Annotated in this window: 22 protein-coding genes and 1 tRNA gene; 5 read left to right on the top strand and 18 right to left on the bottom strand. The window is 60.3% G+C overall.

Features of this window, described 5'->3' with window-relative positions; translation table 11 throughout:
* Nucleotides 1-240: 240 nt before the first annotated feature.
* The 15 genes from I6E51_RS14395 to I6E51_RS04740 form a co-directional block, all read right to left on the bottom strand.
* Nucleotides 241-2,898: an HAD-IC family P-type ATPase gene (locus tag I6E51_RS14395; protein WP_197109585.1), complete on the bottom strand. Its 2,658-nt coding sequence runs from the start codon at nucleotides 2,896-2,898 to the stop codon at nucleotides 241-243.
* Nucleotides 2,899-3,092: 194 nt separating this feature from the next.
* Complete coding sequence (locus tag I6E51_RS04805; RefSeq protein ID WP_197106246.1) at nucleotides 3,093-4,418, bottom strand: extracellular solute-binding protein; 1,326 nt, start codon at nucleotides 4,416-4,418, stop codon at nucleotides 3,093-3,095.
* Between the two features lie 86 nt (nucleotides 4,419-4,504).
* On the bottom strand, nucleotides 4,505-5,443 hold the full coding sequence (locus I6E51_RS04800; RefSeq protein ID WP_197106247.1) for a carbohydrate ABC transporter permease: 939 nt from the start codon (nucleotides 5,441-5,443) through the stop codon (nucleotides 4,505-4,507).
* Nucleotides 5,440-6,321: a carbohydrate ABC transporter permease gene (locus I6E51_RS04795; protein WP_197109584.1), complete on the bottom strand. Its 882-nt coding sequence runs from the start codon at nucleotides 6,319-6,321 to the stop codon at nucleotides 5,440-5,442. Before I6E51_RS04795 ends, I6E51_RS04800 begins: the two co-directional genes overlap by 4 nt.
* Nucleotides 6,318-7,400: an ABC transporter ATP-binding protein gene (locus I6E51_RS04790; protein WP_197109583.1), complete on the bottom strand. Its 1,083-nt coding sequence runs from the start codon at nucleotides 7,398-7,400 to the stop codon at nucleotides 6,318-6,320. The genes I6E51_RS04795 and I6E51_RS04790 overlap by 4 nt, the downstream gene beginning before the upstream one ends.
* Nucleotides 7,397-8,230 carry a glycerophosphodiester phosphodiesterase family protein gene (locus I6E51_RS04785; RefSeq protein WP_197106250.1) on the bottom strand — a complete coding sequence of 278 codons (834 nt, stop codon included), beginning with the start codon at nucleotides 8,228-8,230 and terminating at the stop codon, nucleotides 7,397-7,399. Before I6E51_RS04785 ends, I6E51_RS04790 begins: the two co-directional genes overlap by 4 nt.
* Entirely contained in the window at nucleotides 8,227-8,982 is a 756-nt protein-coding gene (locus I6E51_RS04780; RefSeq protein ID WP_197109582.1) for a glycerophosphodiester phosphodiesterase family protein, read from the bottom strand. The genes I6E51_RS04785 and I6E51_RS04780 overlap by 4 nt, the downstream gene beginning before the upstream one ends.
* Nucleotides 8,979-9,764 (bottom strand): glycerophosphodiester phosphodiesterase family protein, encoded by a 786-nt coding sequence (locus tag I6E51_RS04775; protein WP_197109581.1) that lies wholly within the window; start codon nucleotides 9,762-9,764, stop codon nucleotides 8,979-8,981. Before I6E51_RS04775 ends, I6E51_RS04780 begins: the two co-directional genes overlap by 4 nt.
* Before the next feature lie 201 nt (nucleotides 9,765-9,965).
* Nucleotides 9,966-10,568 (bottom strand): glycerol-3-phosphate responsive antiterminator, encoded by a 603-nt coding sequence (locus tag I6E51_RS04770; protein ID WP_197106253.1) that lies wholly within the window; start codon nucleotides 10,566-10,568, stop codon nucleotides 9,966-9,968.
* A gap of 95 nt (nucleotides 10,569-10,663) precedes the next feature.
* On the bottom strand, nucleotides 10,664-11,092 hold the full coding sequence (locus I6E51_RS04765; RefSeq protein ID WP_197109580.1) for a hypothetical protein: 429 nt from the start codon (nucleotides 11,090-11,092) through the stop codon (nucleotides 10,664-10,666).
* 114 nt (nucleotides 11,093-11,206) lie between these two features.
* Nucleotides 11,207-11,278: transfer RNA gene (locus I6E51_RS04760), tRNA-Arg, on the bottom strand.
* Nucleotides 11,279-11,335: 57 nt separating this feature from the next.
* Nucleotides 11,336-11,734, bottom strand: a complete 399-nt coding sequence (locus tag I6E51_RS04755; protein ID WP_197109579.1) for a hypothetical protein — start codon at nucleotides 11,732-11,734, stop codon at nucleotides 11,336-11,338.
* Between the two features lie 67 nt (nucleotides 11,735-11,801).
* Entirely contained in the window at nucleotides 11,802-12,800 is a 999-nt protein-coding gene (locus I6E51_RS04750) for a CHAP domain-containing protein (protein ID WP_197109578.1), read from the bottom strand.
* A gap of 80 nt (nucleotides 12,801-12,880) precedes the next feature.
* Nucleotides 12,881-13,378: an HNH endonuclease gene (locus tag I6E51_RS04745; protein ID WP_197106257.1), complete on the bottom strand. Its 498-nt coding sequence runs from the start codon at nucleotides 13,376-13,378 to the stop codon at nucleotides 12,881-12,883.
* A gap of 336 nt (nucleotides 13,379-13,714) precedes the next feature.
* The gene (locus tag I6E51_RS04740; RefSeq protein ID WP_197109577.1) at nucleotides 13,715-14,416 is read right to left on the bottom strand and encodes a metal-dependent transcriptional regulator; all 702 of its coding nucleotides are present in this window, start codon (nucleotides 14,414-14,416) and stop codon (nucleotides 13,715-13,717) included.
* Between the two features lie 40 nt (nucleotides 14,417-14,456).
* Here I6E51_RS04740 and serC point away from each other — a divergent pair, with 40 nt between their 5' ends.
* Entirely contained in the window at nucleotides 14,457-15,569 is a 1,113-nt protein-coding gene (gene serC / locus I6E51_RS04735) for a phosphoserine transaminase (protein ID WP_197106259.1), read from the top strand.
* 9 nt (nucleotides 15,570-15,578) lie between these two features.
* The gene (locus I6E51_RS04730; RefSeq protein WP_197106260.1) at nucleotides 15,579-15,824 is read left to right on the top strand and encodes a DUF2530 domain-containing protein; all 246 of its coding nucleotides are present in this window, start codon (nucleotides 15,579-15,581) and stop codon (nucleotides 15,822-15,824) included.
* On the opposite strand, the gene I6E51_RS04725 is transcribed toward I6E51_RS04730, so the two are convergent.
* Both I6E51_RS04725 and I6E51_RS04720 read right to left on the bottom strand, forming a co-directional pair.
* Nucleotides 15,821-16,474 carry a DUF3027 domain-containing protein gene (locus tag I6E51_RS04725; protein WP_197109576.1) on the bottom strand — a complete coding sequence of 218 codons (654 nt, stop codon included), beginning with the start codon at nucleotides 16,472-16,474 and terminating at the stop codon, nucleotides 15,821-15,823. The two genes, I6E51_RS04730 and I6E51_RS04725, sit on opposite strands and share 4 nt — an antisense overlap.
* Nucleotides 16,467-16,850, bottom strand: coding sequence for a cold-shock protein (locus tag I6E51_RS04720; RefSeq protein WP_197106262.1), 384 nt, complete (start codon nucleotides 16,848-16,850; stop codon nucleotides 16,467-16,469). Before I6E51_RS04720 ends, I6E51_RS04725 begins: the two co-directional genes overlap by 8 nt.
* 64 nt (nucleotides 16,851-16,914) lie before the next feature.
* Between I6E51_RS04720 and I6E51_RS04715 the strand changes: the two genes are divergently transcribed.
* From I6E51_RS04715 to I6E51_RS04705, 3 genes are read left to right on the top strand one after another with little or no spacing between them, the layout of a single operon-like run.
* On the top strand, nucleotides 16,915-17,181 hold the full coding sequence (locus I6E51_RS04715; RefSeq protein ID WP_307783812.1) for a hypothetical protein: 267 nt from the start codon (nucleotides 16,915-16,917) through the stop codon (nucleotides 17,179-17,181).
* Complete coding sequence (locus tag I6E51_RS04710) at nucleotides 17,168-19,024, top strand: helicase-associated domain-containing protein (protein WP_197109575.1); 1,857 nt, start codon at nucleotides 17,168-17,170, stop codon at nucleotides 19,022-19,024. The genes I6E51_RS04715 and I6E51_RS04710 overlap by 14 nt, the downstream gene beginning before the upstream one ends.
* Nucleotides 19,025-19,048: 24 nt before the next feature.
* Entirely contained in the window at nucleotides 19,049-20,698 is a 1,650-nt protein-coding gene (locus tag I6E51_RS04705) for a DNA repair helicase XPB (protein WP_197106265.1), read from the top strand.
* A gap of 5 nt (nucleotides 20,699-20,703) precedes the next feature.
* On the opposite strand, the gene I6E51_RS04700 is transcribed toward I6E51_RS04705, so the two are convergent.
* A complete protein-coding gene (locus I6E51_RS04700) occupies nucleotides 20,704-21,957 on the bottom strand; it encodes an exonuclease domain-containing protein (RefSeq protein ID WP_197109574.1) in 1,254 nt (417 codons plus the stop codon).
* Nucleotides 21,958-22,133 lie beyond the last annotated feature (176 nt).

Raw genomic sequence — 22,133 nt, 5'->3', positions numbered from 1 at the left:
GTAGATGATTCGGCGCCCAACGCTAAATGGTTTGGTATCAATTTCTCGGGCGCAGAAAAAGCTTGGCAGGGAAGCGGAATAGGAATTCTGAACAGCCCCAGGCGAGCGGCTCCCGGAAGGAGGTCAGCGAAGCCGCTGTGCTTGCTGTCGGTATTTACGCAGAATCCCGAGGGCTGCTCGGCCTTCCGTCTCTTGCTCTATCTGGAGAGGGGAAATCGATAGTGGCCCCAGGCGTAGCGCTCACAATCGTGTTCGCCCCGCCAAAACCCGGCGCACAAGCTTTTCGACCTCGATGAAGATCAGCACGGTCGACGCGGCGGCTGCGCACCCCATCCACTCCCCGAGCGTGAGCGGCACGAGTTGCAGCACGCTGGCGCTGACCGGCCACGACATCACAAGCCACTGCAGTCCAAGCGAGCCGAGGGCGGTCGCAACAAGGAACGGGTTGCTGAACGGACTGATCGTGAAGAGCGAGCGTCGCTCGGTACGCGCACTACCTGCTTGGAAGAAGCTCATCAGTACAAAGACCGTCATCGTGATTGTGCGCACGCGATCCAGTTCATAGCCTGCGGCGAGCGCCAGCTGGAACGTGATGATCAGCACGGTCGCCATCCAGCTCGACGACATCACGGTGCGCACCCACAACTCGCGCGACAGGATCCCCTCGTGCGCTGCCCGCGGCCTCCGCCGAAGCTCGTCCCCCTCGGCGGGCTCGAACGCGAGCGCAACATCTTGCAGGCCGCTCGTGACAACGTTGATCCACAACACCTGCACCGGGATAAGCAGCAGCGGCTGATCGAAAAAGAAGCTGATCGCGACGGCCAACATGATTCCGAAGCCAGTCGACAGCAGAAAGAACGTTGATTTGCGGATGGCCGAGAACACGATGCGACCCTGCCGAACTGCCTCGACAACGGTGGCAAAACGGTCATCGGTGAGCACGACATCCGCAGCTTCTCGCGCAACGTCAGTGCCCGCCTTGCCCATCGCAACACCGATAGCGGCCGCTTTCAGCGCGGGGGCGTCGTTCACGCCGTCCCCCGTTACTGCGACCGTTTCCCCCGTGGCTTGCAACGCCTGAACAACGCGGAGCTTGTCTGCCGGCGAAACACGCGCGACCACGCCGGCGTGGGCTACCCGGTCAGCTAGCGCAGCATCGTCAAGGTCGTCGAGTTGAGCCCCCGTGATTACATCGTCACAGTCGGCGATTCCGAGTCGTCGTGCGATCGTAGTAGCCGTCAACGGGTGATCACCCGTCACCATGATGACGCGGATCCCCGCTCCAACACAGAGGGCGATCGACTCGAGGGCCTCCGCCCGCGGAGGGTCGGTGAGAGCAACAAGGCCGAGCAGTTGGAGCTTGCTGGGGTGCGGAAGTTCCGGACCCGTGAGCTCGTTGTGTTCCACACTTCGACAGGCGATTGCCAACACGCGGTAACCATCGCTGGCCAGCTGAGCCTGGGCGTCGTACACCCGCTGGCGTGCGGTCGCATCGAGGGAGCCTCCCCCGGCCTCCTCGCTACACATCGAGAGCACGAGCTCCGGCGCGCCCTTAACGTAAAGCATGAGTGCCGCATCCGTCTCCCGCTTGTCGTTACGGCGCAGCGATTGTGAATAACGGTTCTGTGGTTCGTACGGCAGCCGTGCCACTTGATCGGGCTCGTCATCGTCACTCGTAACACCAAGCGAGCGTGCGAGCACTGCAAGCGCAACATCGACGGCATCACCGATGAAACCGCCTTCGTCGTCATCGCGAGAGTGTGCCTCGTTCACGAGTGAACCCGCCATGATGAGATCGTGTAGCACCCCACTCGGCTCGTAACGCATGCCCTCAACCTCAATGACGCCGCGGTCTGGCACCCACACCCGCTCGACGGCGAGGCGGTTTTGGGTGAGCGTACCCGTCTTGTCGCTCGCAATCACCGTCGTCGAGCCGAGCGTTTCGGCGGCCGGCAGCGTGCGCACGATCGCGCCCTGGGTTGCCATCCGGCGCACTCCGAGTGCCAGCGCGACCGTCATCACGACGGGCAACGCCTCAGGGATGGTTGCTACCGCCATGGCGATCGCCGATAGCAAGACCGATTCGAGTTCTTCGCCGAGCAGCAGACCAGTCGCGATCACCGCGACGGCAACGACTGCAACGAAAATTCCAATGCGGCGTTCGAGACTGTTGATGCTCCGCTGGAGTGGCGTTCTCTCCGGGCGGGTTTGGATCAGTTCGTTTATCCGCCCCAGCTCCGTGTCGCGACCCGTCGCGACGACCACACCACGAGCACGGCCAGACGTGACGAACGTACCGCTGTAGAGCATCCCGCGGCGGTCGGCCGTCGCCGCATGCACGGGAACCGCGTCAGGAGTTTTGTGAACCTGCTCCGACTCGCCCGTGAGCATCGATTCATCAACCTGAAGCGCGTGAGCATCAACAATTCTGACATCTGCGGTTACCTGCTCACCACTCTCCAGCGTGACAACATCACCGCGAACGAGATCCACCGCTCGAAGACGGATGACGTGGCCGTCCCGCAGAGCGCGTGCCCGTGGAACAGCGAGCGAGGCGAGGGCTCGCATTTCTCGCTCGGCCCGGGACTCTTCCCAAAAACCAATCGAGGCATTCAGCACGAGCACAATGAGAATGGCGGTCGAGTCGACCCAATCTTGCTGCAGCAGCGTAATCGTCGCGGCCACCAACAGGATCGCGATCAGCGGCGAACGAAACTGTCGCAATGCCACCACTATGGCGGGCGTTGGCTTGCGCACTTCCAACCGATTCGGCCCATACTCGGCTTGCCGTTCGGCGGCCTCGGCGGTGCTCAGCCCCTGCGCGCTCGACTTCAGACGAACAAACGCCTCAGCAGAATCGAGCGCGTGCCACGGTTCCTCCGACACGCCTGTTGTCATAGCCCCACGCTACAACGGTGGCGTTGGTACGACTAGAGGTGTGCGTGCGAACGCGACAGTGCGCTGATGGGCACCGCCCCACAGACCCTTCCGTCCGCGACGTGCTGTTCGCGCGTGCTCCTCACGGCACAACGACAACGGCCGCGAGCGGGTTTCCCCGTTCACGGCCGTTGTTTTCGTGCGTGTGGAGAACGCTAGCGGTTCAGCACTTCGTTGACTTCTTCAGCGAGCGCCGGCATCGCTTCTGACGCGTCGAGGTCGTCGAAGTAGATGGCGTGGATGCGCTCGGTCATGAGGTCTTCGAGCTCGCTGTAGGCCTTCGTCATCGGGCGAGGCTTGCCGTAGGTGATCTGCTCAGCAGCAACCGCATAGCCAGGAGTGGTCTCCATGAGGTCCTTGATCAGGTCGGTTTCGAGAGCCGAAAGACGCACGGGCAGGTACCCGGTGCGCGACGAGGAGTAGGCAGCCTGCTCGGTGTCGCTTGTCCACTTCATGAACTCGAATGCTGCGGCCTTCTCCTGGTCCGTACCGGTGTTGGCGAGGTAGATGTTCGATCCACCGACTGAGACACCACGCTGGCCGTTGTCACCGGCGGGAATCAGCGAGACACCAACATCCACTCCGTTACCGGCAGCAAGCCCAAGGATCGACTGGATGCCGCCCGAGCTCAAGAAGGTGAATGCTGTATCTGCGCTGCCGGCTGCCGCGAAGAACGCGCTCACGTCTGCAGCACCGGTGACCTTGATGAGGTCGCGGTCTTCGAGGTCGGCGATCCACTCGATCGTCTTGATGGCACCCTCGGTGTCATACATCGACGCGGTCTCGTCGTCGTTGAGCACAGCGGTTCCGCCGTACGAGTAGAAGAGTGCTTCCATGACCCAGAAGTCATAGTCGCAGAAGATCATCGCAGGGCCGCCGACATAGTCGTGAGCCGCCTCGAGGTACTCCTCAAACTCGTCGAATGTTTCGGGGCCGGTCTCCTTGAGGCCGAGTTCGCGCATCATGTCTTGGTTTACGTACATCACGGGAACACTGCGCATGTGCGGGAAGGCGTACATGTCGCCATCAACGTAGAGGTTGTCGGTTTCACCCATCTGGAAGTCCGCGTCGTCCATCTCGACAGCGGCCATGTACGGCTCGAGGTTGAGCGTGGTGGTGGCGCGAGCGAACCGGTCGGTCATGCCGACCTCATCCACGAACATGTTGGGAAGAGTGTCAGCGAGCGCTGCGGCGTTGACCTTTTGCTCGGTCTCGACGTAGTCGCCCTGGTAGTTGGCGGTGACGTGGATGTTGAGCTCGTCACCACGGGTCTCGTTGAACATATCAACGAGCTCCTGGTTCACGTCTTCAACGGCTGCGGTCCAGAACTCAAGCTCGACGGTCTCTTCACCGGGCTCGTAGGTGTAGCTTGCGGCATCCGCATTGGCTGCGGTGCAGCCAGAGAGCAGAACCGAGCCGAGGGCAATCGAAGCGAGAACGCCGGCGCGTGCCCGACCTCGCGAGAAACGGGTAGAGGACATGGTGGTGCCTTTCTTTGATGTGGTTGAGGTGGTGCGTGTTGAGGTGGTGCGTTGTTGGTTGATGCGGACGAGGAAATCGAAGGGCATCATTTGACGCCGGTATAGGTGAACGCCGAGATGATGTGACGGCGCGCAAACAGGAACACGATGAGGATCGGCACGACGAGGAGCATGTTTCCGGCCATCACAATGGTCGGCGCGATCTCATCGAGCGCTTCGAGTCGCGGCACGGCCACCGGAAGCGTGCGGGCCGCATCCGTGGTGGTCCAGACCAGCGGGAAGAAGTAGTTATTCCAGGTGCCAATGAACGTGATCAGCCCGATGGTCACGATGGTCGGTTTGGCCAGCGGCAACATGATGCGACGGATGATCGTGAACTCACTCGCGTGATCAAGTCGCGCTGCTTCGATCAAGCTGTCGGGCACTCGCATGAAGGTTTGACGCAGCAAGAAGATGCCGAACCCACTCGCGATGAAGGGCAAGATCAGCGAGAGGTGTGTGTTGAGCAGCCCCATCTTGGCGTACATCGCGAACACCGGAAGGAAGATCAGTTGGCCAGGGATCATCATCGTCGCCAACACGACGCCGAAGAGCACGTCGCGGCCTTTGAAATGGAAACGTGCGAAGGCATAAGCGGCTGGCACGATGATCAGAAACTGACCGAGCAGGGTGCCGCCCGTGACGATTACCGAGTTCAACGCGAAGTGGCCGAAGTTCACCCGGTCGAACGCTGCAATGAAGTTATCCCAGCGCACGGCATCCACCCAGAACTGCGGAGGAATGGAGAGCGCTTCGGATGCTGTCTGAAAGGCGGTGAGCACCATCCAGTAGAACGGACCGGCGAACACCAACACGAGCAGGAGCGACACCACGATGCGTGCGATGACGCGCACCGCTTTCCACAGAATCGTGCCGCTTCGGGCCGTGCGAGCGCTCGGTGTAACGGGCGGTGGCGGTGGCGACACGGGGCCGCGCGAAGAACCGGCAGCCGTGGGTGGCGTAGGAGGGGCAATCGTCGTAGTCATCGGTAGTGCACTCTTTTCTGGAACGCGCGGAAATAAAGCACGGTGATGAGGCCCACGAGCACCATCAGCACGACGGCGATCGCAGCGGCATAACCAACTCGGTAGTACTCGAAGCCTTCGCGGTAGACGGCGAAGATGAGTGTGTTGGTTGAGCTTTGCGGTCCGCCCTGCGTCATGACGTTGATTGTGTCGAAGGCCTGAAACGACCCGATGACGTTGACGAGAACGAGAAAGAACAGCGTGGGCGAGATCATCGGGATGGTGATCTTGCGAAAGCGGGTCCACGCCGAAGCATTGTCGAGGTCCGCGGCTTCGAACAGGTACCGCGGAATCGACTGCAACGCCGAGAGTATAATCAAGGCGTTCAGCCCGACCGACTTCCAGACCGACACAAGAACCAGCGAGAACAGGGCGACTTCGGTATCGGAGAGCCAGCCGACAGGCTCAAGCCCGACTGCGTTCAAGATTTGGTTGAACAGCCCGATATCGTCATCCATCAACCACACAAAGATGAGCGAGACCGAGACCAGCGCGATCACGTTGGGAGCAAAGCTGACGCCCTGCAAGAACTCGCTGAGCCAGCCTTGGCGATTAAGAAACAGTGCCAAGATCAGACCGAAGATCATGACGAGTGACACTTCCATGCCCATATACACGAGTGTGTTCTGGATGACCTTGCCGAAGTCAGGGTCCGTGAAGAGCTCGGCGAAGTTTCCGAAACCCACGAACTTCATCGGGCCACGAAGGTCCCAGGAGAAGACACTCAGTACGGCGTTGTAGCCGATCGGATACAGATAGAAGACAGCGAGAATCACGAGCGCTGGCGCGATGAGCGCGTACGGCAACAGCCGTCGATCTCTCAGTAGCGAGGTTTTCATGCGGAGACGACCTCGCGAACCTGGCCGGAGATAGCCGGTTCGGCGATGCGCTCTTCGTTAGCATCAAACCAGTGGATGTCGTTGGTCTCAACTCGCACGAGAGCGTCACCGAGGGGGCGCGCGATCTCGTCGAATCGCTTAATCGCAATGCGCGAGCCGTCGGGCAGCACGGCGCGGTACACGAGCTCCGCTCCAAGGTTCTCGAGGGCGATGATGGTGACCGTGAGCTCAGTTTCGCCTGGCACCACGGGGCGGCTGGTGTCGGCAAACGTGAGTCGCTCAGGGCGCACTCCGAGCCACTCGGCACCCTCGGGAGCATCGGCGTCGACATCCGCACCGAATGCAGCAATGGGCACGACGTTCATGGGTGGGGTTCCGATGAAGCGACTCGTGAACACGTTCTGCGGTTTCGCGTACAGCTCGGTCGGTGCCGATTGCTGTTGGATGCGGCCCGCGTCCATGAGCACAATCGAGGTGCCCATACTCATCGCTTCGACCTGGTCGTGAGTGACGTAGACGAAGGTTGCCCCGAGGCGTTCGTGAAGTTCGATGAGCTCAATGCGCATGTGCTGGCGCAGCTTCGCATCGAGGTTGGAGAGCGGTTCGTCCATGAGAAAGACGGCAGGCTTTTTGACCATGGCGCGCGCCAACGCAACCCGCTGGCGTTCGCCGCCCGACAGTGCGTCAGGGTTCTTGCGCAGGTGCGGCGTGAGGCCAACGGTCTCGGCAATCTCGTGCACAAGTTCGCGGCGCTCCAGCTTGGGGACCTTGTTGTTGCGCAGGCCAAACTCGATGTTCTCTTCCACCGTCATCGTCGGGTAGATGGCGTAGTTCTGAAAGACCATGGCGACACCACGCTGACCGGGAGTCACATTGTCGACCGTCTTTCCGCCAATCGAGATCGTGCCAGTGGTTGGCTTCTCGAGACCGGCAATCATGCGCAGCGTTGTCGATTTTCCGCACCCCGACGGGCCAACGAGAACCGAGAAGCTGCCGGCTTCGATCGTGAGATCAAGGCTCGGGATGATCTCCTTGTCGCCATACGACTTACCAATGTTTCGCAGTTCAATCTGACTCATGCGCGTGCCTCCGTGTCGTGGGATGTGCTGTGTGGTGGGTGCTGGTCACCGCGGTTATCGACGCCGCGGTTCTGGACGTTGCCGACGTCGGGTCGATTCGACATCAGACCATCGATATCGAACTCGAGGATGCGGTCAGCGGCTGCGTCGTCGTCGACAGTCCAGGCGTTGATGCCCAGCCCGTGCTCTCGGGCTTCCGCCACAAATCGCTCGTTGATGAGGGAGAAATGGGGGTGCAACACGTTCGCGCCGCAGCGGCGCGCATAGCCGGGCAGATCGGCGAAGGTTTCGACGAATGCGATCGCCGTCGTAAACTCTGGGTAGGAGCGAGCGAAACCAGCGATAGCGCGATGGTTGATCGACGAAATCAGGGTCGAGTCAACCCCATCATGCGCGCGAACTTCGGCGGCAACGAGATCGTTGACAGCACCCCACGAGTTGGTGAAATCTTTCGTCTCGATGTTGACCCAGACGCCTCGCTCGGCCGCGAACGATAACACTTCACTGAGCGTCGGGATGCGAGTAACCGCGCGAGCGAACTGGCCCTCAAACCCGCGATCGAAGTTGAGCACGCGCAACTCGGCGAGAGTGAAATCCCGCGCCCAGCCCATGCCGTCTGACGTGCGATCGACACGGGGGTCGTGCAAGACGACCAGGTGTCCGTCGCTCGTAACGTCAACATCCAATTCGATCTTGGTCGCTCCCATTTCGGCGGCAAGCTCGAACGCGGCAAGAGTGTTCTCCGGCGCGTAGCTGCTGGCACCGCGGTGGGCGATGATGCGGCTATCGATGGTCGGTCGATCGCCGCTGCTCAATGCAGACCGGTTCATGCGGATACTCCTCGACGGTTGAGAGCGGATTGGTACGAATCGGTGACCACAGCGTCGACCCCGAGAGCGAAGAGTTGATCGAGCTGCTCCTCTTCGGTGACGGGCCAGAACTCGGCAACCAGGGTGGAGGCGCACACCATCACGCCGAGAGCTCGCGCACCATGAACGTCGCCGGTGGCGGCGCCGACAGCGATCGGGTGAAGGGCGATCGCTCCGACCGCAGCGGCATACGATGCGGCCTCTTCCATCACGACAAGGTGGCGAAGTCCAATCTTGAGAGACGGATGCGCGACAGCAAGCGCCGCCATCGACACATGATTAGTGGAGGTGATTGTCACGCGCTCGTGCATACGACGCTTGTGCACGAGCTCTGCGACCGCAACAGCGGCGGGGCTGGCTCCCTCACTGTGCTGCGGGTCTTCCTTCACATCAAGGATGAGATGGGCATCGGAACCGGCCAGCAACTCGACCACTTCAGCAAGCGTCGGAATTCGGGTGCCAGCGAATCCCTCGCGCCCAACGCCAATGTCGACCGTCTTCAGCTCAGCCAAGGTGAGCTCTTCGACAAGCGCCTTTGGCTGACCATCGTAGAGAACGCTTGCGCCGCGAAGCGCTACAAGTTCAGCATCTCGTGAGAGTCGAACGTCGATTTCGACCCCGTCAGCCCCACGGCGAAGCGACTGCTCAATCGCGGCGAGAGAATTCTCCGGTGCAACGTCGGCGGCACCTCGACGCGCAAAAACGAGAGTCATACGAGCGCCTCTACTTTCGCGAGCGCTGCTCGCCGCGCGACAGCGATATCCGGGGTGTTCGTGATGATCGAATCAACACCGGCGGCGATGAGGTCGTCGATCTGTTCCGCCTCACTCCGGCTGGAGAATGGCGCTGGCATAGTCCAGGCATTCACGGCAAGGTTCGCCGCGCGCGCCTGCCGCATGGTCTCGGGCGTGAGGGCCAGATGAGCGGGATGGATGGCATCCGCACCGGTCGTGGCAGCATAGTTGCCGATTTCGTGCAGCGACATCATGTGGAGCAGACCGGTGCGCACGTCGGGGTGGCTGAGCTTGAGCTCAGCCATTGACGTGTGGTTGAACGATGAGAAGAAGACTTGCTCGACGAGACCCCGGCGCAGTACTTCATCGGCAGCACGACGAGCCAACTCACCGTAGGCCTTGTCGTGACGGTAGATGTCTTTGACTTCGATATTCAGTACGAGACTGCGACGTTCAACAAGGTCAAAGATTTCGTCGAGCGTCGGGATGAGAGCGCCGGCGTAATCGCCCGGGTTTCCTGTTCCGAAATCCAAACGGCGCAACTCACTGAAAGTGAGTTCCGAGACGCGGCCCGTACCGTTCGACGTTCGGTCGATCGTGTCGTCGTGAATGGCGACAATCACGCCGTCGCTGGTGGCATGGATGTCGATTTCCATGCCATCCGCGCCTAGGTCTGCGCCGAGTTCGAAGGCCTCGAGGGTGTTCTCTGGGGCGTAGGCCATCGCACCTCGGTGGCCAAGGATGAGGGGTGACGCAGTCATTGGGACTTCTTTCGTTCGGTTCTGGGCATAAAAAAACCCGGGGAGTCAGCAGCGCCAACGCACCACACGGCTGTGCCGTGCGCGTTGATGATGCTGACCCTCCGGGTGCTCTCTAGTGACTCTGCCCTGGGGTGTGTTTTCAGTTGTGGGTGGTGCTGGCAACTCTGGTGAGGCGGTGATCTGCCTCGGGAAGCGTCGAGGTTAGGCGACGCGGGTATGAATTCGTGACCGTCGACGCCGCCACAGTGCGGGGTTTCCGGTAGATACGTAGTCGGCGCCGCAGTCGAGCACGGCGTCGATTTCGTCAGGATTACGGATGAGCCCACCGACGATGAGGGGCTGCTGGATGCTGGCTCTGAGATCGCGGATGACGCGCGGCATGAGCCCTGGCATCACCTCGACCTCGGTGGGACGGCTCGCGTGCACTTGGCGCATCGCGTTGTCGACCGCGTGAGTATCGACAGCGAAGAACCGCTGCACCGACGCAATGCCGAGCTTTCGTGCGGCAGCAACCGCAGCGCTCTTGGTAGTGATGACTCCGTCAACTCCGACGTGTTCCGCAAGAAACTGCACGGCAGCACCGTCACGGCTGATTCCGCCCACGAGTTCAAGATGAACATGGGCTGTTTTACCGGCGTCATGGATGCGGGCAACCATGCCTGCGAGAGAATTGATGTCTCCCACCAGCAGGTTGATGCGCGCTACGTCGCTCTCAAGTGCATCCTTGAGCATGCCGTGTTCTTGCACAGAAGCGATGAGGGGAAACTCCCCCGCCGCTGTGCCACGCCATCTCAACTCGCTCATGTTGGTGCCCACGCTAAACACCGGAGTTAGCGGCGCGGTAACGCTCAGGTAAACGACAAACGCTGAGAGTTTGTCAGCCGACGTTTCGTGAAATGTTACTGGCGTGCTTCGATCAGGACTGGCTCAAACGAGACTGGCCCAGAACACTGGCCGAACAGCCCGCGTCGCTCAACGCTTACCGGAATCTCATATGTTGCGTCACTGATCACAAACCCGTCGCGGTCAGATACCACCACGTGGAGCGAGCGTTCTCCTCCCAAGACGAAGACAGAGTCATCCACGTACGGCGGCTCTTGCGGCACTTCCCACCGTTTGCCGTCGCTTCGAGTCACCGGTTGCACAACGCACTCCTCGCCAAAACAGGCCGAGAGCATCTCAGCCTCGTGCAGCGCATCTTCTAGCTCAATCACGGCAGGACCGTTGTTGACGTAGCCGACGGCGCTGCAAGCGAGACACCCTGAGAGCGACATCATCGCCACGGCGCCGAGAGCTGCCGTTGCCAGCGCTCTCCGTGTCTTGGTCATATCTAGAGCATATGAATAGCGCGGCGCGACGTGAGAGGTGAGCATTCTTTGTTACGTAAACGAAACGCTCCGAATGACCTGGCCCAAAGAGCCCGGTTCGCAAGAAAGTGAGTGTGCCCCTGGAGGGATTCGAACCCCCAACCTGCTCCTTAGGACGGAGTTGCTCTTCCGTTGAGCTACAGAGGCTGGCTTTTCGAGTGTAGCCGAGTACGGCACGAAGAACCCTCAGCCAGAAGGCCAGCGTTACGAGGTCGGCGGTGCTGCACCATCGATCGCGGCTGGCAGCGGATACTGCAGCGGCTGCAGGTCGGGCTCCAACCATTGCGTGCGACCCTCAGCGATGCGCTCGCGTGAGTAGAAACGTTTGATGATGGACTTGTCGAGCAGCTCCGGTGCGTCATCCACGTCATCTACCAGCGCAATGAGGTCGAACCAGGCGCGAGTGAGCGTGATGTGAAAAGCATCCGGTTTGCCCGCCCGCACGGCCATGCTCTTAATGCCGACCGCGAGACGTTCGAAGCCGTCAATAGCGCCATACGCACGAGCAAGCAACCACGCCACGCGAACATGACGTTCGTGTGAAAACGCGGCAGGCGCGATGGTGTTGTTTTCGAACGTTGTCATGAGTTCGTCGTCAGTCATGATCAATCACTCCACACAGTTACTCTCGCAGGCTTCATGCTCGCCAGCGCGCGGTCACACCAAACAGTTACTGGCCTGGCGGGTAGAGGAACGACTCGACCTCGCTGGCCGGGATGGTGCGCTGACCATAGGAGAGGTAGACGTAGTTGTATTCCTCAAGCAGAACTGAACCGTCGGAATTGACTTGCTTCACGTATGAAACGTGGTTGTCCCAGCCAAACCACGCCACAGAACCGACAACGGGAGTCGCGCTCACGGTCCAGCCGTGGGTCTCCCAAGCCGACTTCCACTGGTATGCGTCTCCACCATTCGGCGTGAGATCTGCCCAGGCCCAGCGGAACGGTGCCGCGAAGGAACCAACGTCGCGGTTCAGCCGCCACGCTACAAAGTCGGTGCACTGGCGGTAGTAGTAATTCAAAGGTGAAAGGCTGCTGCCCGCAGTCGGCCACGGGTAGTCATCGCCCAATGCTTGAGCGCCCGATGAAGCGTAGAGCGCGTTTGCCGAGGCAATCGCATCCTGCTGCTGAATCGCCGCCAGGTCTTCGGGCGATGTCGCTTCGAACTGATCACGCGTGAGCTCCGGCAATTCCAGCTCAGCGCTAACCGTCACCGACTGGACTCTCGCTTGAGCGGCATCCGCGACAGCAGAAACTGACACGAGTGTTCCCTCGTCTGAGATCAGACCGCCTTGGCCGTAGGCCGGCAACCCTGCCACAGCAAACAGCCCGCCAATAACAGCCATCGACGCCACAGCGCGAAGCGGGCTCTTGCGAACACGCTTGGCTGTGGCTTTCGGAGCCGAGTGGGCACGAGGTGCCTGAGCAACGATCGGCGCAACACGGTTATTCAGCGCGGGGGCTGCCGGGGTGTACACAACCGGTGCCTCATCGTGAGCGACCGCAGCAGGAGCACGAGGAATCTGCGGCGCAGCTACAGGCTTGGCGACAGTCGCAGCATCTCGTGCGGCACGTGCTTCGCGACGCGAAAGAAAGACAGGAGCTTCACTCGAAGGTTCCGCCGAGGGCACGCCGGAAACGTCCGGGCCATCAGATGAGATACGGGACAATCGGGAACCTTCAGGTGGAGCGCGCTCAAAGAAAACTAGGGAAATCCTTGAACACAGGAATAATCACAACAGCATAACAGTTACGCCGCTGGAGCCAAATATTCTTCCCAATCTGGGAGTCCCCTTTCAATACCCCGCACCAACCACGCGCTGGTGTGGGGCGGACGCGGCTTGATTAGCAGGCGCCAGTTCATCTCCGCGGGAGTGCGATTGCTCTTCACGTTGTTGCAACGCAAGCAGCACGCCACCAGGTTTTCCCACGAATCTTCGCCACCGCGAGAGCGAGGCATCACGTGGTCGATGGTGTTTGCGGAAGCCCCGCAATAGCCACACCGGTGACCGTCACGTCGCAGCACTCCACGACGAGAAACCGGCAACCTGCGCGTAGAAGGAATACGCACATAATTTCGAAGGATGATGACCGACGGTCGCTCCCACGATTCACTCGCGCTCCACACCGGATGATCCGGGTCGGCAGCGATAACTGTCGCTTTCTGATTCATCACGAGCACAACGGCTCGTTTAAAGGACACGACCGCGAGCGGCTCATAGCCGGCGTTCAGGACCAAAGTGCGCATTGTCATCCTCTCGAAAGAGCCTGCACGGCTTGCAGGCAATCGACTTCCCCGAAATTCAGCGAAAAGGAGGCAGAAACACAAAAAGGCACCGTCGAAAGACGATGCCTAGTGATTCAGCGCGCAAAAACTGCTGCGCACAGTACTGCTGTGTCGTATGTCGAAGTGGGCACGCGCATCCACGGTTTGGATGCTGCACCTACTTAACATGCGATTCTCCGGTTCATTCGTGAACTCCAAGGGCTACAGGCTAACCCAGTTTTTGGGGCACATTGCACGCGGGCGCGCCGAATCGGATGACGAGACGGTTACGCCTCGGTGAACGCCGGAATCCGAAAGCTACGCGCTCGGCTTCTCCACAAAGATATGAACGGCAACCTCGTTGGGCAGCTCGAGACCTTCGCCAAACCCTTCAACGGTGACCGCAACGTAGGAGTCTGCAGCAGCGAATGTGGCTGTCTTGCCTGGCATAACGCCAGCACCAAACAGCTGCTGCAACAGTTCAGGTTCGAACTGCACGGGTTCACCCAATCGACGGATGAGTCCGGTCACCGGGGTGGTTGTTTCAGCGACAAGCTCAACGATGTTAACCATGCCGTCGCTGAAAGATGCCGCAGCAACACCACCCAGCTCTTCCAAGCCAGGAATGGGGTTGCCATAAGGCGACTCGGTGGGGTGATCAAGAATTTCGATGAGCTTGCGCTCTACCTGCTCACTCATCACGTGCTCCCACCGGCAGGCTTCGTCGTGAACGAGCGCCCAGTCGAGACCAATAACATCGGCGAGGAGCCGCTCAGCAAGACGGTGCTTGCGCATGACATGCGTGGCACGACGCCGGCCCTCAACCGTGAATTCGAGGTGGCGGTCGCCTTCTACGACGACGAGGCCGTCACGTTCCATGCGGCCGATGGTTTGCGAGACGGTCGGGCCAGAGTGGCCGAGCCGCTCAGAGATGCGGGCCCGCAACGGGACAATGTTCTCTTCTTCGAGATCAAGAATCGTGCGCAGGTACATCTCGGTGGTGTCAACGAGATCGGTCATGAAACCAGACTAGCCCGAACTGGCCAATAGAATTGGACGCATGCCGAGCCTGACGATTCCTACTGACCTCCTTCCCTCCGATGGACGATTCGGAGCTGGCCCTTCCAAAGTGCGCCCCGAACAGATCGAGCATCTCGTTTCTAGCGCGCGAAACATCCTCGGCACGTCCCACCGCCAAGCACCGGTTCGTGACCTCGTTGGCCGCGTACGTTCGGGCCTCGGAGAGCTTTTCCAGATCCCGGAGGGCTACGAAGTAGTACTCGGCAATGGAGGCTCTACCGCGTTCTGGGATGCCGCCGCCTTCGCCCTTATCGAGCGTCGCAGCGCGCACCTCTCCTTCGGAGAATTCGGTTCCAAGTTCGCGAAAGCGGCCGCAGCACCCCACCTTGAATCGCCTCATGTCGTCACCGCCCCGGGCGGGTCGCTCGCCGAACTCGACAACATCGAAGGCGCGGACGTCTTTGCGTTCCCCCAAAACGAGACCTCTACCGGCGTGATGGCCCCCGTGCGCCGCTTCGACGACGCAAACGTACTCACTGTTGTCGACGCCACGAGCGCAGCCGGCGGCGTGAACTTCGACGCCGACCAAGCAGATGTCTACTACTTTGCACCGCAGAAGAACTTTGCATCAGACGGCGGCCTGTGGATCGCTCTCTTCTCCCCCGCGGCAATCGAGCGCGTCGAGCGCATCGCCGCGTCGGGTCGCTACATCCCCGAGTTCTTGTCGCTCAAAAACGCGATCGACAACTCGCGCCTCAACCAGACCCTCAACACTCCCGCACTCAGCACCCTGCTGCTGCTCGAGAACCAGATCGACTGGATCAATGGCAACGGTGGACTGGCCTGGGCGGATGCTCGCACGCGCGAATCCTCGTCGGTGCTCTACGACTGGGCTGCCGCCAGCGATGTCGCCACGCCATTCGTCACCAACCCTGAGCACCGCTCGCAGGTCATCGCAACGATCGACTTCGACGATGCAATCGACGCCGCCGCGATCTCGAAGACGCTCCGTGCCAACGGAATCGTCGACACCGATCCGTACCGCAAACTGGGCCGCAACCAACTGCGCGTTGCTACCTTCGTGGCCATCGAGCCGGATGACATCCGCAAATTGGTGTCATCGATTGAGTATGTGATCGCCAACAGCCACTAATCTGAAACCGTGCGTATCTGGTTGAAAGACTCAGAACGCCGGCCAGATCCTGAGCCGGTGCAGACCGACGACCGCAAAGCCATGCTCGTGGGCATGGTGTTGTGGATCATCGGTCTTGCACTGCTGCTGCTTTTTATCGAACCGCTCAATGCATCCGGAAACCTGTGGTGGCTCTGGACTGCCGTTGCGGGCCTCGTGCTCGGCCTTATCGGCCTGATCTACACGCACGCACAGCGCGGAAAGCGAACTCGCTAGTCTTCTTCGTCCGAATCGTCGTCGTCATCATCTGACTCGTCATCATCGTCGTCGAGTTCAGCATCGTCTGAATCGTCATCATCGTCGTCGTCGTCATCCGACTCGTCGAGGTCATCAACGCTCACGCCCTCGTGGTCACCGCCGCGAAACGCACCAGTGTCGTAGTCGTCGTCTGACTCTTCGTCGTCATCGTCTGACTCATCATCATCCGATGCATCAATGTCAACGCCGTCGAGGTCACCGCCGTGTAAGACGGACGAGCCGAACTCGTCATCGTCATCATCGTCGTCGTCGTCAAGATCGTCGTCGGCTTCTTCTGCAGCAGCCTTTTCGGCATCCGCCGCTTCAGTAGCGGCCTGCGCGGCCTTGTACTCCGCAAGACGCTCAGACCACGGCACCCAGTCGGGCGAGAGCAGTGCGCCCTCGGCCGGCATGAGTTCTGCTTCAAGAACCGTGGGGTCCTGACCCTCAACGTGAGCAACGCTGACGGTCCAATTCCAGCCCGGATAGCCCGGCAGAGCCGAAGCGAAGAGTACCGAAACGGTGCCTTCGCTTTCGATCTGCTCACCGACGAGCGCACCAATCGACGCATCAGTGGTGATCTCGAGGAGTGCTCCCCGAGCAAGCTTTTCGTACTGGCTATTAGGCATCTAGTTCGTCCGCAACTTTACGTAGCATGGAGGCGATCTTGGCGCCGTGGGTTTTATCAGGGTAACGACCGCGCTTGAGGCCAGAACCGATGCCGTCCATGAGCTTGACGAGATCTTCAATGATCACGGCCATGTCATCGGCGGGCTTGCGGTTGATCTTGGCCATGCTTGCAGGAGCATCCATGACGCGCACGGAGAGCGCCTGAGCGCCCTTCTTGCCGTCAGCAATGCCGAATTCGAGGCGTGTACCCGCCTTGATCCCAGTCGTGCCCGCAGGCAGCGCTGAGGCGTGCAAGAAGACCTCTTGGCCTTCATCACTCATGATGAAGCCAAAACCCTTCTCGTCGTCGTAAAACTTAACCTTGCCGGTAGGCATGGGCATGCTCCTTTGTAGTCGTGACTCAAGCTTAGAACGTAAACGGGCGCGTATCCTTGTCAACGTGACAAATCACTCAACTGAACGCGACCTTCGCATCGAGCGTGTGCTCGCATACCTGGTCGCCATCTCGATCGCACTCGCTGTGCTTAGCTTTGTCGCCGTAGTCGTTGCTACCGCAGTGGGCCAAACCGTATTCGATTACGGTGTGTGGCCCGTAGTGATCACTATGCCCTACTTTGCTTTGCCTTTGGGCGTCGTTTTCATCATCACCCTTCTCGTGTTGAATGGCCGCCGTCGCCAACGTGAATATAGGAATGGCCACAATTAGCGATGCGGCTCTTCTGCTCGCCGCTCAACTGCGGGCACTAGACGACAATCAACTTCTTGAGTTGTTGCGCTCACGCACGGTGCGCGGCAACTCTGTAAGCGACTTCTTTGACCTAGCGGATGCTCTGCAGCAGTCCACCTCGGTTGAACGCGTGCTGCGCGATCTCGACCGCCCCACGCTTGCCACTCTCGCGGTGGTCGCTGACACTGCGTCCCTTACCGCGCAGGAAGTCGCCTCTGCCGTCGGGCACTTTGGTGACGACGAGGTTGCCGTTCAGCGTCGACTCGATCGGCTCGTGAGCTTGGCCCTGCTCATTCATCGTGGCGGTCGCTACAGCGCCCCTGACGGCGTAACCGACCAGTTGGCAGGTTGGCCATTCGATGGCTTGCCCTCCACCGGTGAACTGCTCGACACTCCCGCGCCCTCCACTCTCACGTCGGTTGAACCCTCCGAGCGCGACAGTATCGACAGCATCGCCGCCGAGAACGCGTTCGCGACCACCAACGAAGTCACCGAACTCATCAATCAGCTGCGTTCGAGTCCCGTGCGCGATTTGGCGCGCGGCGGAGTCTCCCTCCCCGACTCAAAACGGCTGGCGGCAGCGATGTCGGTGCCTCTCGACAAGATCGCCGGCCTCGTCGACATCGCAGAACGTGCCGGTCTCATCGCCACCACGAATGCCCAGTGGATGCCAACCGCCGATGCCACCGAGTGGATGTCGCGCGGCGCGGCTGAACGCTGGGTGCACTTGGCTGAGGCGTGGCATCAGGGAATTCCTGACGACATCCGCACCATTTTGGCCGACCGCACTCACAGCTTCTGGGGCGACGGCGTCGAGGACTACACGCGCTGGTTATTCCCCGCCGGGGTTGAGTCGATGCTCGAGAAGGTGCGTCGCTACGCCCGCGATGCTGGCCTCCTGGGCGTCACGGCCAATCGCCTCCCCAGCAGCGCAGGCGTTGCCCTGCTCACCCGCACAACGACAGAAGCAACCGCCGCCATGGCCGCGGTCTTTCCCAACGAAGTGCATCAGGTTTATGTGCAGCCCGACCTCAGCGTGATTTCGCCAGGACCGTTGGCGCCGCAATTGGATGCTCGGCTGCGCGTCATTGCCGACGTCGAGACCCGCGCCCTGGCATCCACCTATCGCATCTCGCGATCGAGCCTGCACCATGCCATGACGCTCGGCGAGACGCTTGACAGCATTCGAAGCTTCTTGACTGACATCTCATTGACGGGGGTTCCCCAGCCCGTCGAGTATTTGCTAACGGAGGCTGCGGGCCGCCACGGCCTAGTGCGGGTTGGCCAGCAAGGGGCGGCCGGCAGTTACGTCATTTCTCCTGACTCAGTGCTTCTGCAGTCGATCGCGGTTGATCCCAACTTTGGTGCCTTCGGATTGCGCCTCGAGGGCGACCGTTTGGTCTCGCGATTCGGAGTCGAGCAGCTTTTTTGGGCACTGAGCGATGCCCGTTACCCGGTTGCCGCCGAGAACTCGGAGGGCGCGATCTTGTCGCTGCGACGCGACCAAGTTAGTGCTGCAAGCACAGAAGAGCCTCAAGATGACGGCCCAGATAAGTTGCTGGCGAAGCTGCGCAGTGGCCAGGGTGGCGCCACCGGCGATGAAGATCAGGCGTGGTTGTCGCGACAAATCGAGGTCGCGATTCGCAACAAACTGCTGCTGTTTGTCACGGTAAAAATGCCAGATGGCCATCTCGTGCAGTACACGCTCGAACCTTCCAGCGTGGCAGCTGGTCGCATGCGCGGCCTCGACCGCGCAGCCGATATTGAGCGAACGCTACCGCTGAAGAGCATCGTCGGGGTGGAAGCCACCAACGAACGCTAAGCATCCGGGCGTAGTCTAGGTCGGATGAACACAGCACCCGACGGACCTCTGATCGTGCAGTCTGACCGCACGGTTCTGCTTGAGGTAGCGCACCCTTTGGCCGAAGACGCGCGCCATGATTTGGCCGTTTTCGCGGAGCTGGAGCGCGCCCCCGAGCACATCCACACCTACCGCATCACGCGTTTGGGACTGTGGAACGCTCGGGCCGCAGGTCACGACGCTCCCGCGATGCTGGAGACGCTCGAGAAGTATTCGAAGTTTCCTATCCCGCAGAGTGTCAGCGTAGATATTGCTGAGACGGTTGGCCGCTATGGCCGCCTCGTCATTGATCGTGATGACGACGGCGCGTTGACCCTGACTGCCACTGACCCGGCGGTGCTGCGCGAGATCACGCGCGCCAAGAAGGTCGCAAGCCTGCTGTTCGAACGTCGCGGCGACCACACTTTTGTGGTCCAGCCGTGGGCCCGCGGGCAGCTCAAGCAAGAGTTGTTGAAACTCGGTTGGCCGGCTGAAGATAACGCCGGCTACACGCCAGGCACCCCTCACGAGATTGATCTGGATGCCTCGGGCTGGGGCCTGCGCGAGTACCAGCAGCACGCCATCGACAATTTCTTCGACCACGGTTCAGGCGTCGTAGTGCTGCCCTGTGGCGCCGGCAAAACCTTGGTGGGCCTCGGCGCGATGGCGCAAAGCAACACCACGACCCTGATTTTGGTCACCAATACGGTTTCTGCGCGCCAGTGGCGAGCCGAAATCTTGAAGCGAACCACCCTCACTGAAGAAGAAGTGGGTGAGTATTCGGGGCAGGTGAAAGAGATTTTGCCTGTCACGATCGCGACCTACCAAATCCTGACGGCGAAGCGAAAAGGCGAGTACGCCCATCTTGCGTTGCTGGATGCTCTCGACTGGGGCCTCGTCATTTATGACGAAGTGCACTTGTTGCCTGCGCCCGTGTTCAAGCTCACCGCTGATCTGCAAGCACGCCGTCGCCTCGGCCTCACCGCGACGCTTGTTCGCGAAGATGGGCGCGAGGGCGACGTGTTCTCCCTCATCGGCCCCAAACGTTTCGATGCCCCGTGGAAAGAGATTGAGGCCCAGGGCTTCATCTCCCCCGCTAGCTGCTTCGAGGTGCGCGTTGACCTCCCCGAGAGCGAGCGGCTTGAGTACGCGGCATCCGCTGATGACGAACGTTACAGACTGGCCGCAACAGCACCCGCTAAAACTGAAGTGGTGCGCGCGCTCGTGAAAAAGCACGCCGGCGAGCGCATTCTCGTTATCGGGCAATACCTCGACCAGATCGATGATCTGTCTGAGCAGCTGAATGCTCCCAAGCTGACCGGTGCCACCTCCGTTCCGGAGCGCGAGCGTCTGTATCAAGAGTTCCGCGACGGCGTCACGAAGGTGCTCATCGTGTCAAAGGTTGCCAACTTCTCGGTCGACCTGCCCGAGGCGACCGTCGCCGTGCAAGTTAGTGGTTCATTTGGCTCTCGCCAAGAAGAAGCTCAGCGTCTTGGCCGCCTGCTTCGCCCCAAGGAGAGCGGCCTGCCCGCCAACTTCTACACGCTCGTGGCACGCGACACGGTCGACCAAGACTTCGCACAAAACCGCCAACGGTTCTTGGCCGAACAGGGCTACAGCTACACGATTCTGGATGCCGCAGACCTGACGGCTTAGGTCGCTTAGGTGCGTAAAAGGCGTTCCAAACCAGTCTCATCAACCACAGGAATTCCGTAGTCCCGCGCCTTACGTGCTTTTCCAGATAGTGAGTCTGGGTCGGCAGCGACTAGGAGTCGAACCTTTTTGGTAACGGCGTTCCATGGTTTGTAGCCGAGCTCCACGAGGGCGGACTCGATTTCGCTACGCGGGCGTAACATCTCGCCCGTTAGCACGATGAGATCGCCCGGTTTGAGTGCGAAGGATGGAGCGTTTTGCTCGTCGCTAGGAGGCCAGCTCTCCGCTACCTCAGAAGTACGGGGCCGATTACCGCACTCGTCAAGCGCCGCTGCGATGATCTCCGTTGGTACGTCAAGAAGGTCACCCACGTGCACGAGATCCGCAGTTTCATCTGCAGTTAGAATTCCGTCAGCCCAAGCTGTTTCGGTCAGTCCGGTGAAGTACTCATAGTGGAGTTGCTGACATGTTATTCGACTGATTCCGAGCTCTTCTGCCAGCGCAACAAGCTGCCCTGCTTCATGCACCGACACATGACGGTCGAGCAGGCAGAGGTCCAACAATGCTAGATAGTCCAGGCACTCAGCGGGCCCTGCGTACTCGGGCAACTTCTCAGTTACCCGCTGAAGAAATGACGATGCTGTAATTTCGTTGAAGGGCGGACGAGGAATCCAAGCCTTTTCTGGAGAGATTATCGCGGGCCACGGGTGCTTAGTCGCTGCGTCGAGATGCTCCTTCCAGAATTCCTTCTGCTCGGTCGCTTGAATGTACGCCGCCAATAGTTGCGCCGTCGCGAACGCGTCTGCAGAAGCCCGGTGCGCATCATCCAACTGAATATCGAGCGCCGCACAGCAGTCGGATAGTGCGCGGCCGGCACCAGGAAGATACTCCCGCGCCAACTGCATAGTGCAAAGACTCACGAAGTCAGTGCTCATCCAGGAAGTCGTCCTCTCGAGCTCCGCCACGAGAAACTTGAGGTCAAAGCTCGCGTTGTGTGCAACAAGCACGCGTCCTGAGAGAAGGCCGACTAGCTTGCCCGCGATGTTCTCGAAGCGCGGTGCCTCGATGACATCCGCAGCACGAATCTGATGAATTCGTTGCGGCCCTAGATCCCGGCCGGGATTCACGAGAGTTTCCCATCGACCCTCTAGATTGCCTTGGGAATCGACATGCACCACGGCCAACTCAACGACGCGGTCGTGCCCGCCAGCGAAAAGGCCAGTAGTTTCGAAATCGATTACGGCATATCCGGGTCCTGCCATCTGAATCCTCCTCAGTCGGACCCACTGTATCCAACGCCGCCCACCACTGCACCACAGCGCCAACACGGTGCCGGGAGCTCCCCCTCGACGAGGGCGCCGCACTCGACGCAGACGCGCGGCAGCCAGCACGCGGCATCGCCCACGACGGTGTCGGCTGAGTCATCCATCGTTCCAGT

It is taken from the genome of Salinibacterium sp. NSLL17 (assembly GCF_015864935.1).
Taxonomy (GTDB): Bacteria; Actinomycetota; Actinomycetes; order Actinomycetales; family Microbacteriaceae; genus Rhodoglobus.
This window is presented reverse-complemented; position numbering and strand designations above follow the sequence as displayed.

Excerpts from the sequence above, each read along its gene's own strand:
- I6E51_RS14395 (WP_197109585.1), bottom strand. The coding sequence starts at position 2,898 with ATGACAACAGGCGTGTCGGAGGAACCGTGGCACGCGCTCGATTCTGCT.
- I6E51_RS04805 (WP_197106246.1), bottom strand. The coding sequence starts at position 4,418 with ATGTCCTCTACCCGTTTCTCGCGAGGTCGGGCACGCGCCGGCGTTCTC.
- I6E51_RS04800 (WP_197106247.1), bottom strand. The coding sequence starts at position 5,443 with ATGACTACGACGATTGCCCCTCCTACGCCACCCACGGCTGCCGGTTCT.
- I6E51_RS04795 (WP_197109584.1), bottom strand. The coding sequence starts at position 6,321 with ATGAAAACCTCGCTACTGAGAGATCGACGGCTGTTGCCGTACGCGCTC.
- I6E51_RS04790 (WP_197109583.1), bottom strand. The coding sequence starts at position 7,400 with ATGAGTCAGATTGAACTGCGAAACATTGGTAAGTCGTATGGCGACAAG.
- I6E51_RS04785 (WP_197106250.1), bottom strand. The coding sequence starts at position 8,230 with ATGAACCGGTCTGCATTGAGCAGCGGCGATCGACCGACCATCGATAGC.
- I6E51_RS04780 (WP_197109582.1), bottom strand. The coding sequence starts at position 8,982 with ATGACTCTCGTTTTTGCGCGTCGAGGTGCCGCCGACGTTGCACCGGAG.
- I6E51_RS04775 (WP_197109581.1), bottom strand. The coding sequence starts at position 9,764 with ATGACTGCGTCACCCCTCATCCTTGGCCACCGAGGTGCGATGGCCTAC.
- I6E51_RS04770 (WP_197106253.1), bottom strand. The coding sequence starts at position 10,568 with ATGAGCGAGTTGAGATGGCGTGGCACAGCGGCGGGGGAGTTTCCCCTC.
- I6E51_RS04765 (WP_197109580.1), bottom strand. The coding sequence starts at position 11,092 with ATGACCAAGACACGGAGAGCGCTGGCAACGGCAGCTCTCGGCGCCGTG.
- I6E51_RS04755 (WP_197109579.1), bottom strand. The coding sequence starts at position 11,734 with ATGACTGACGACGAACTCATGACAACGTTCGAAAACAACACCATCGCG.
- I6E51_RS04745 (WP_197106257.1), bottom strand. The coding sequence starts at position 13,378 with ATGCGCACTTTGGTCCTGAACGCCGGCTATGAGCCGCTCGCGGTCGTG.
- I6E51_RS04740 (WP_197109577.1), bottom strand. The coding sequence starts at position 14,416 with ATGACCGATCTCGTTGACACCACCGAGATGTACCTGCGCACGATTCTT.
- serC (WP_197106259.1), top strand. The coding sequence starts at position 14,457 with ATGCCGAGCCTGACGATTCCTACTGACCTCCTTCCCTCCGATGGACGA.
- I6E51_RS04725 (WP_197109576.1), bottom strand. The coding sequence starts at position 16,474 with ATGCCTAATAGCCAGTACGAAAAGCTTGCTCGGGGAGCACTCCTCGAG.
- I6E51_RS04720 (WP_197106262.1), bottom strand. The coding sequence starts at position 16,850 with ATGCCTACCGGCAAGGTTAAGTTTTACGACGACGAGAAGGGTTTTGGC.
- I6E51_RS04710 (WP_197109575.1), top strand. The coding sequence starts at position 17,168 with ATGGCCACAATTAGCGATGCGGCTCTTCTGCTCGCCGCTCAACTGCGG.
- I6E51_RS04705 (WP_197106265.1), top strand. The coding sequence starts at position 19,049 with ATGAACACAGCACCCGACGGACCTCTGATCGTGCAGTCTGACCGCACG.
- I6E51_RS04700 (WP_197109574.1), bottom strand. The coding sequence starts at position 21,957 with ATGGCAGGACCCGGATATGCCGTAATCGATTTCGAAACTACTGGCCTT.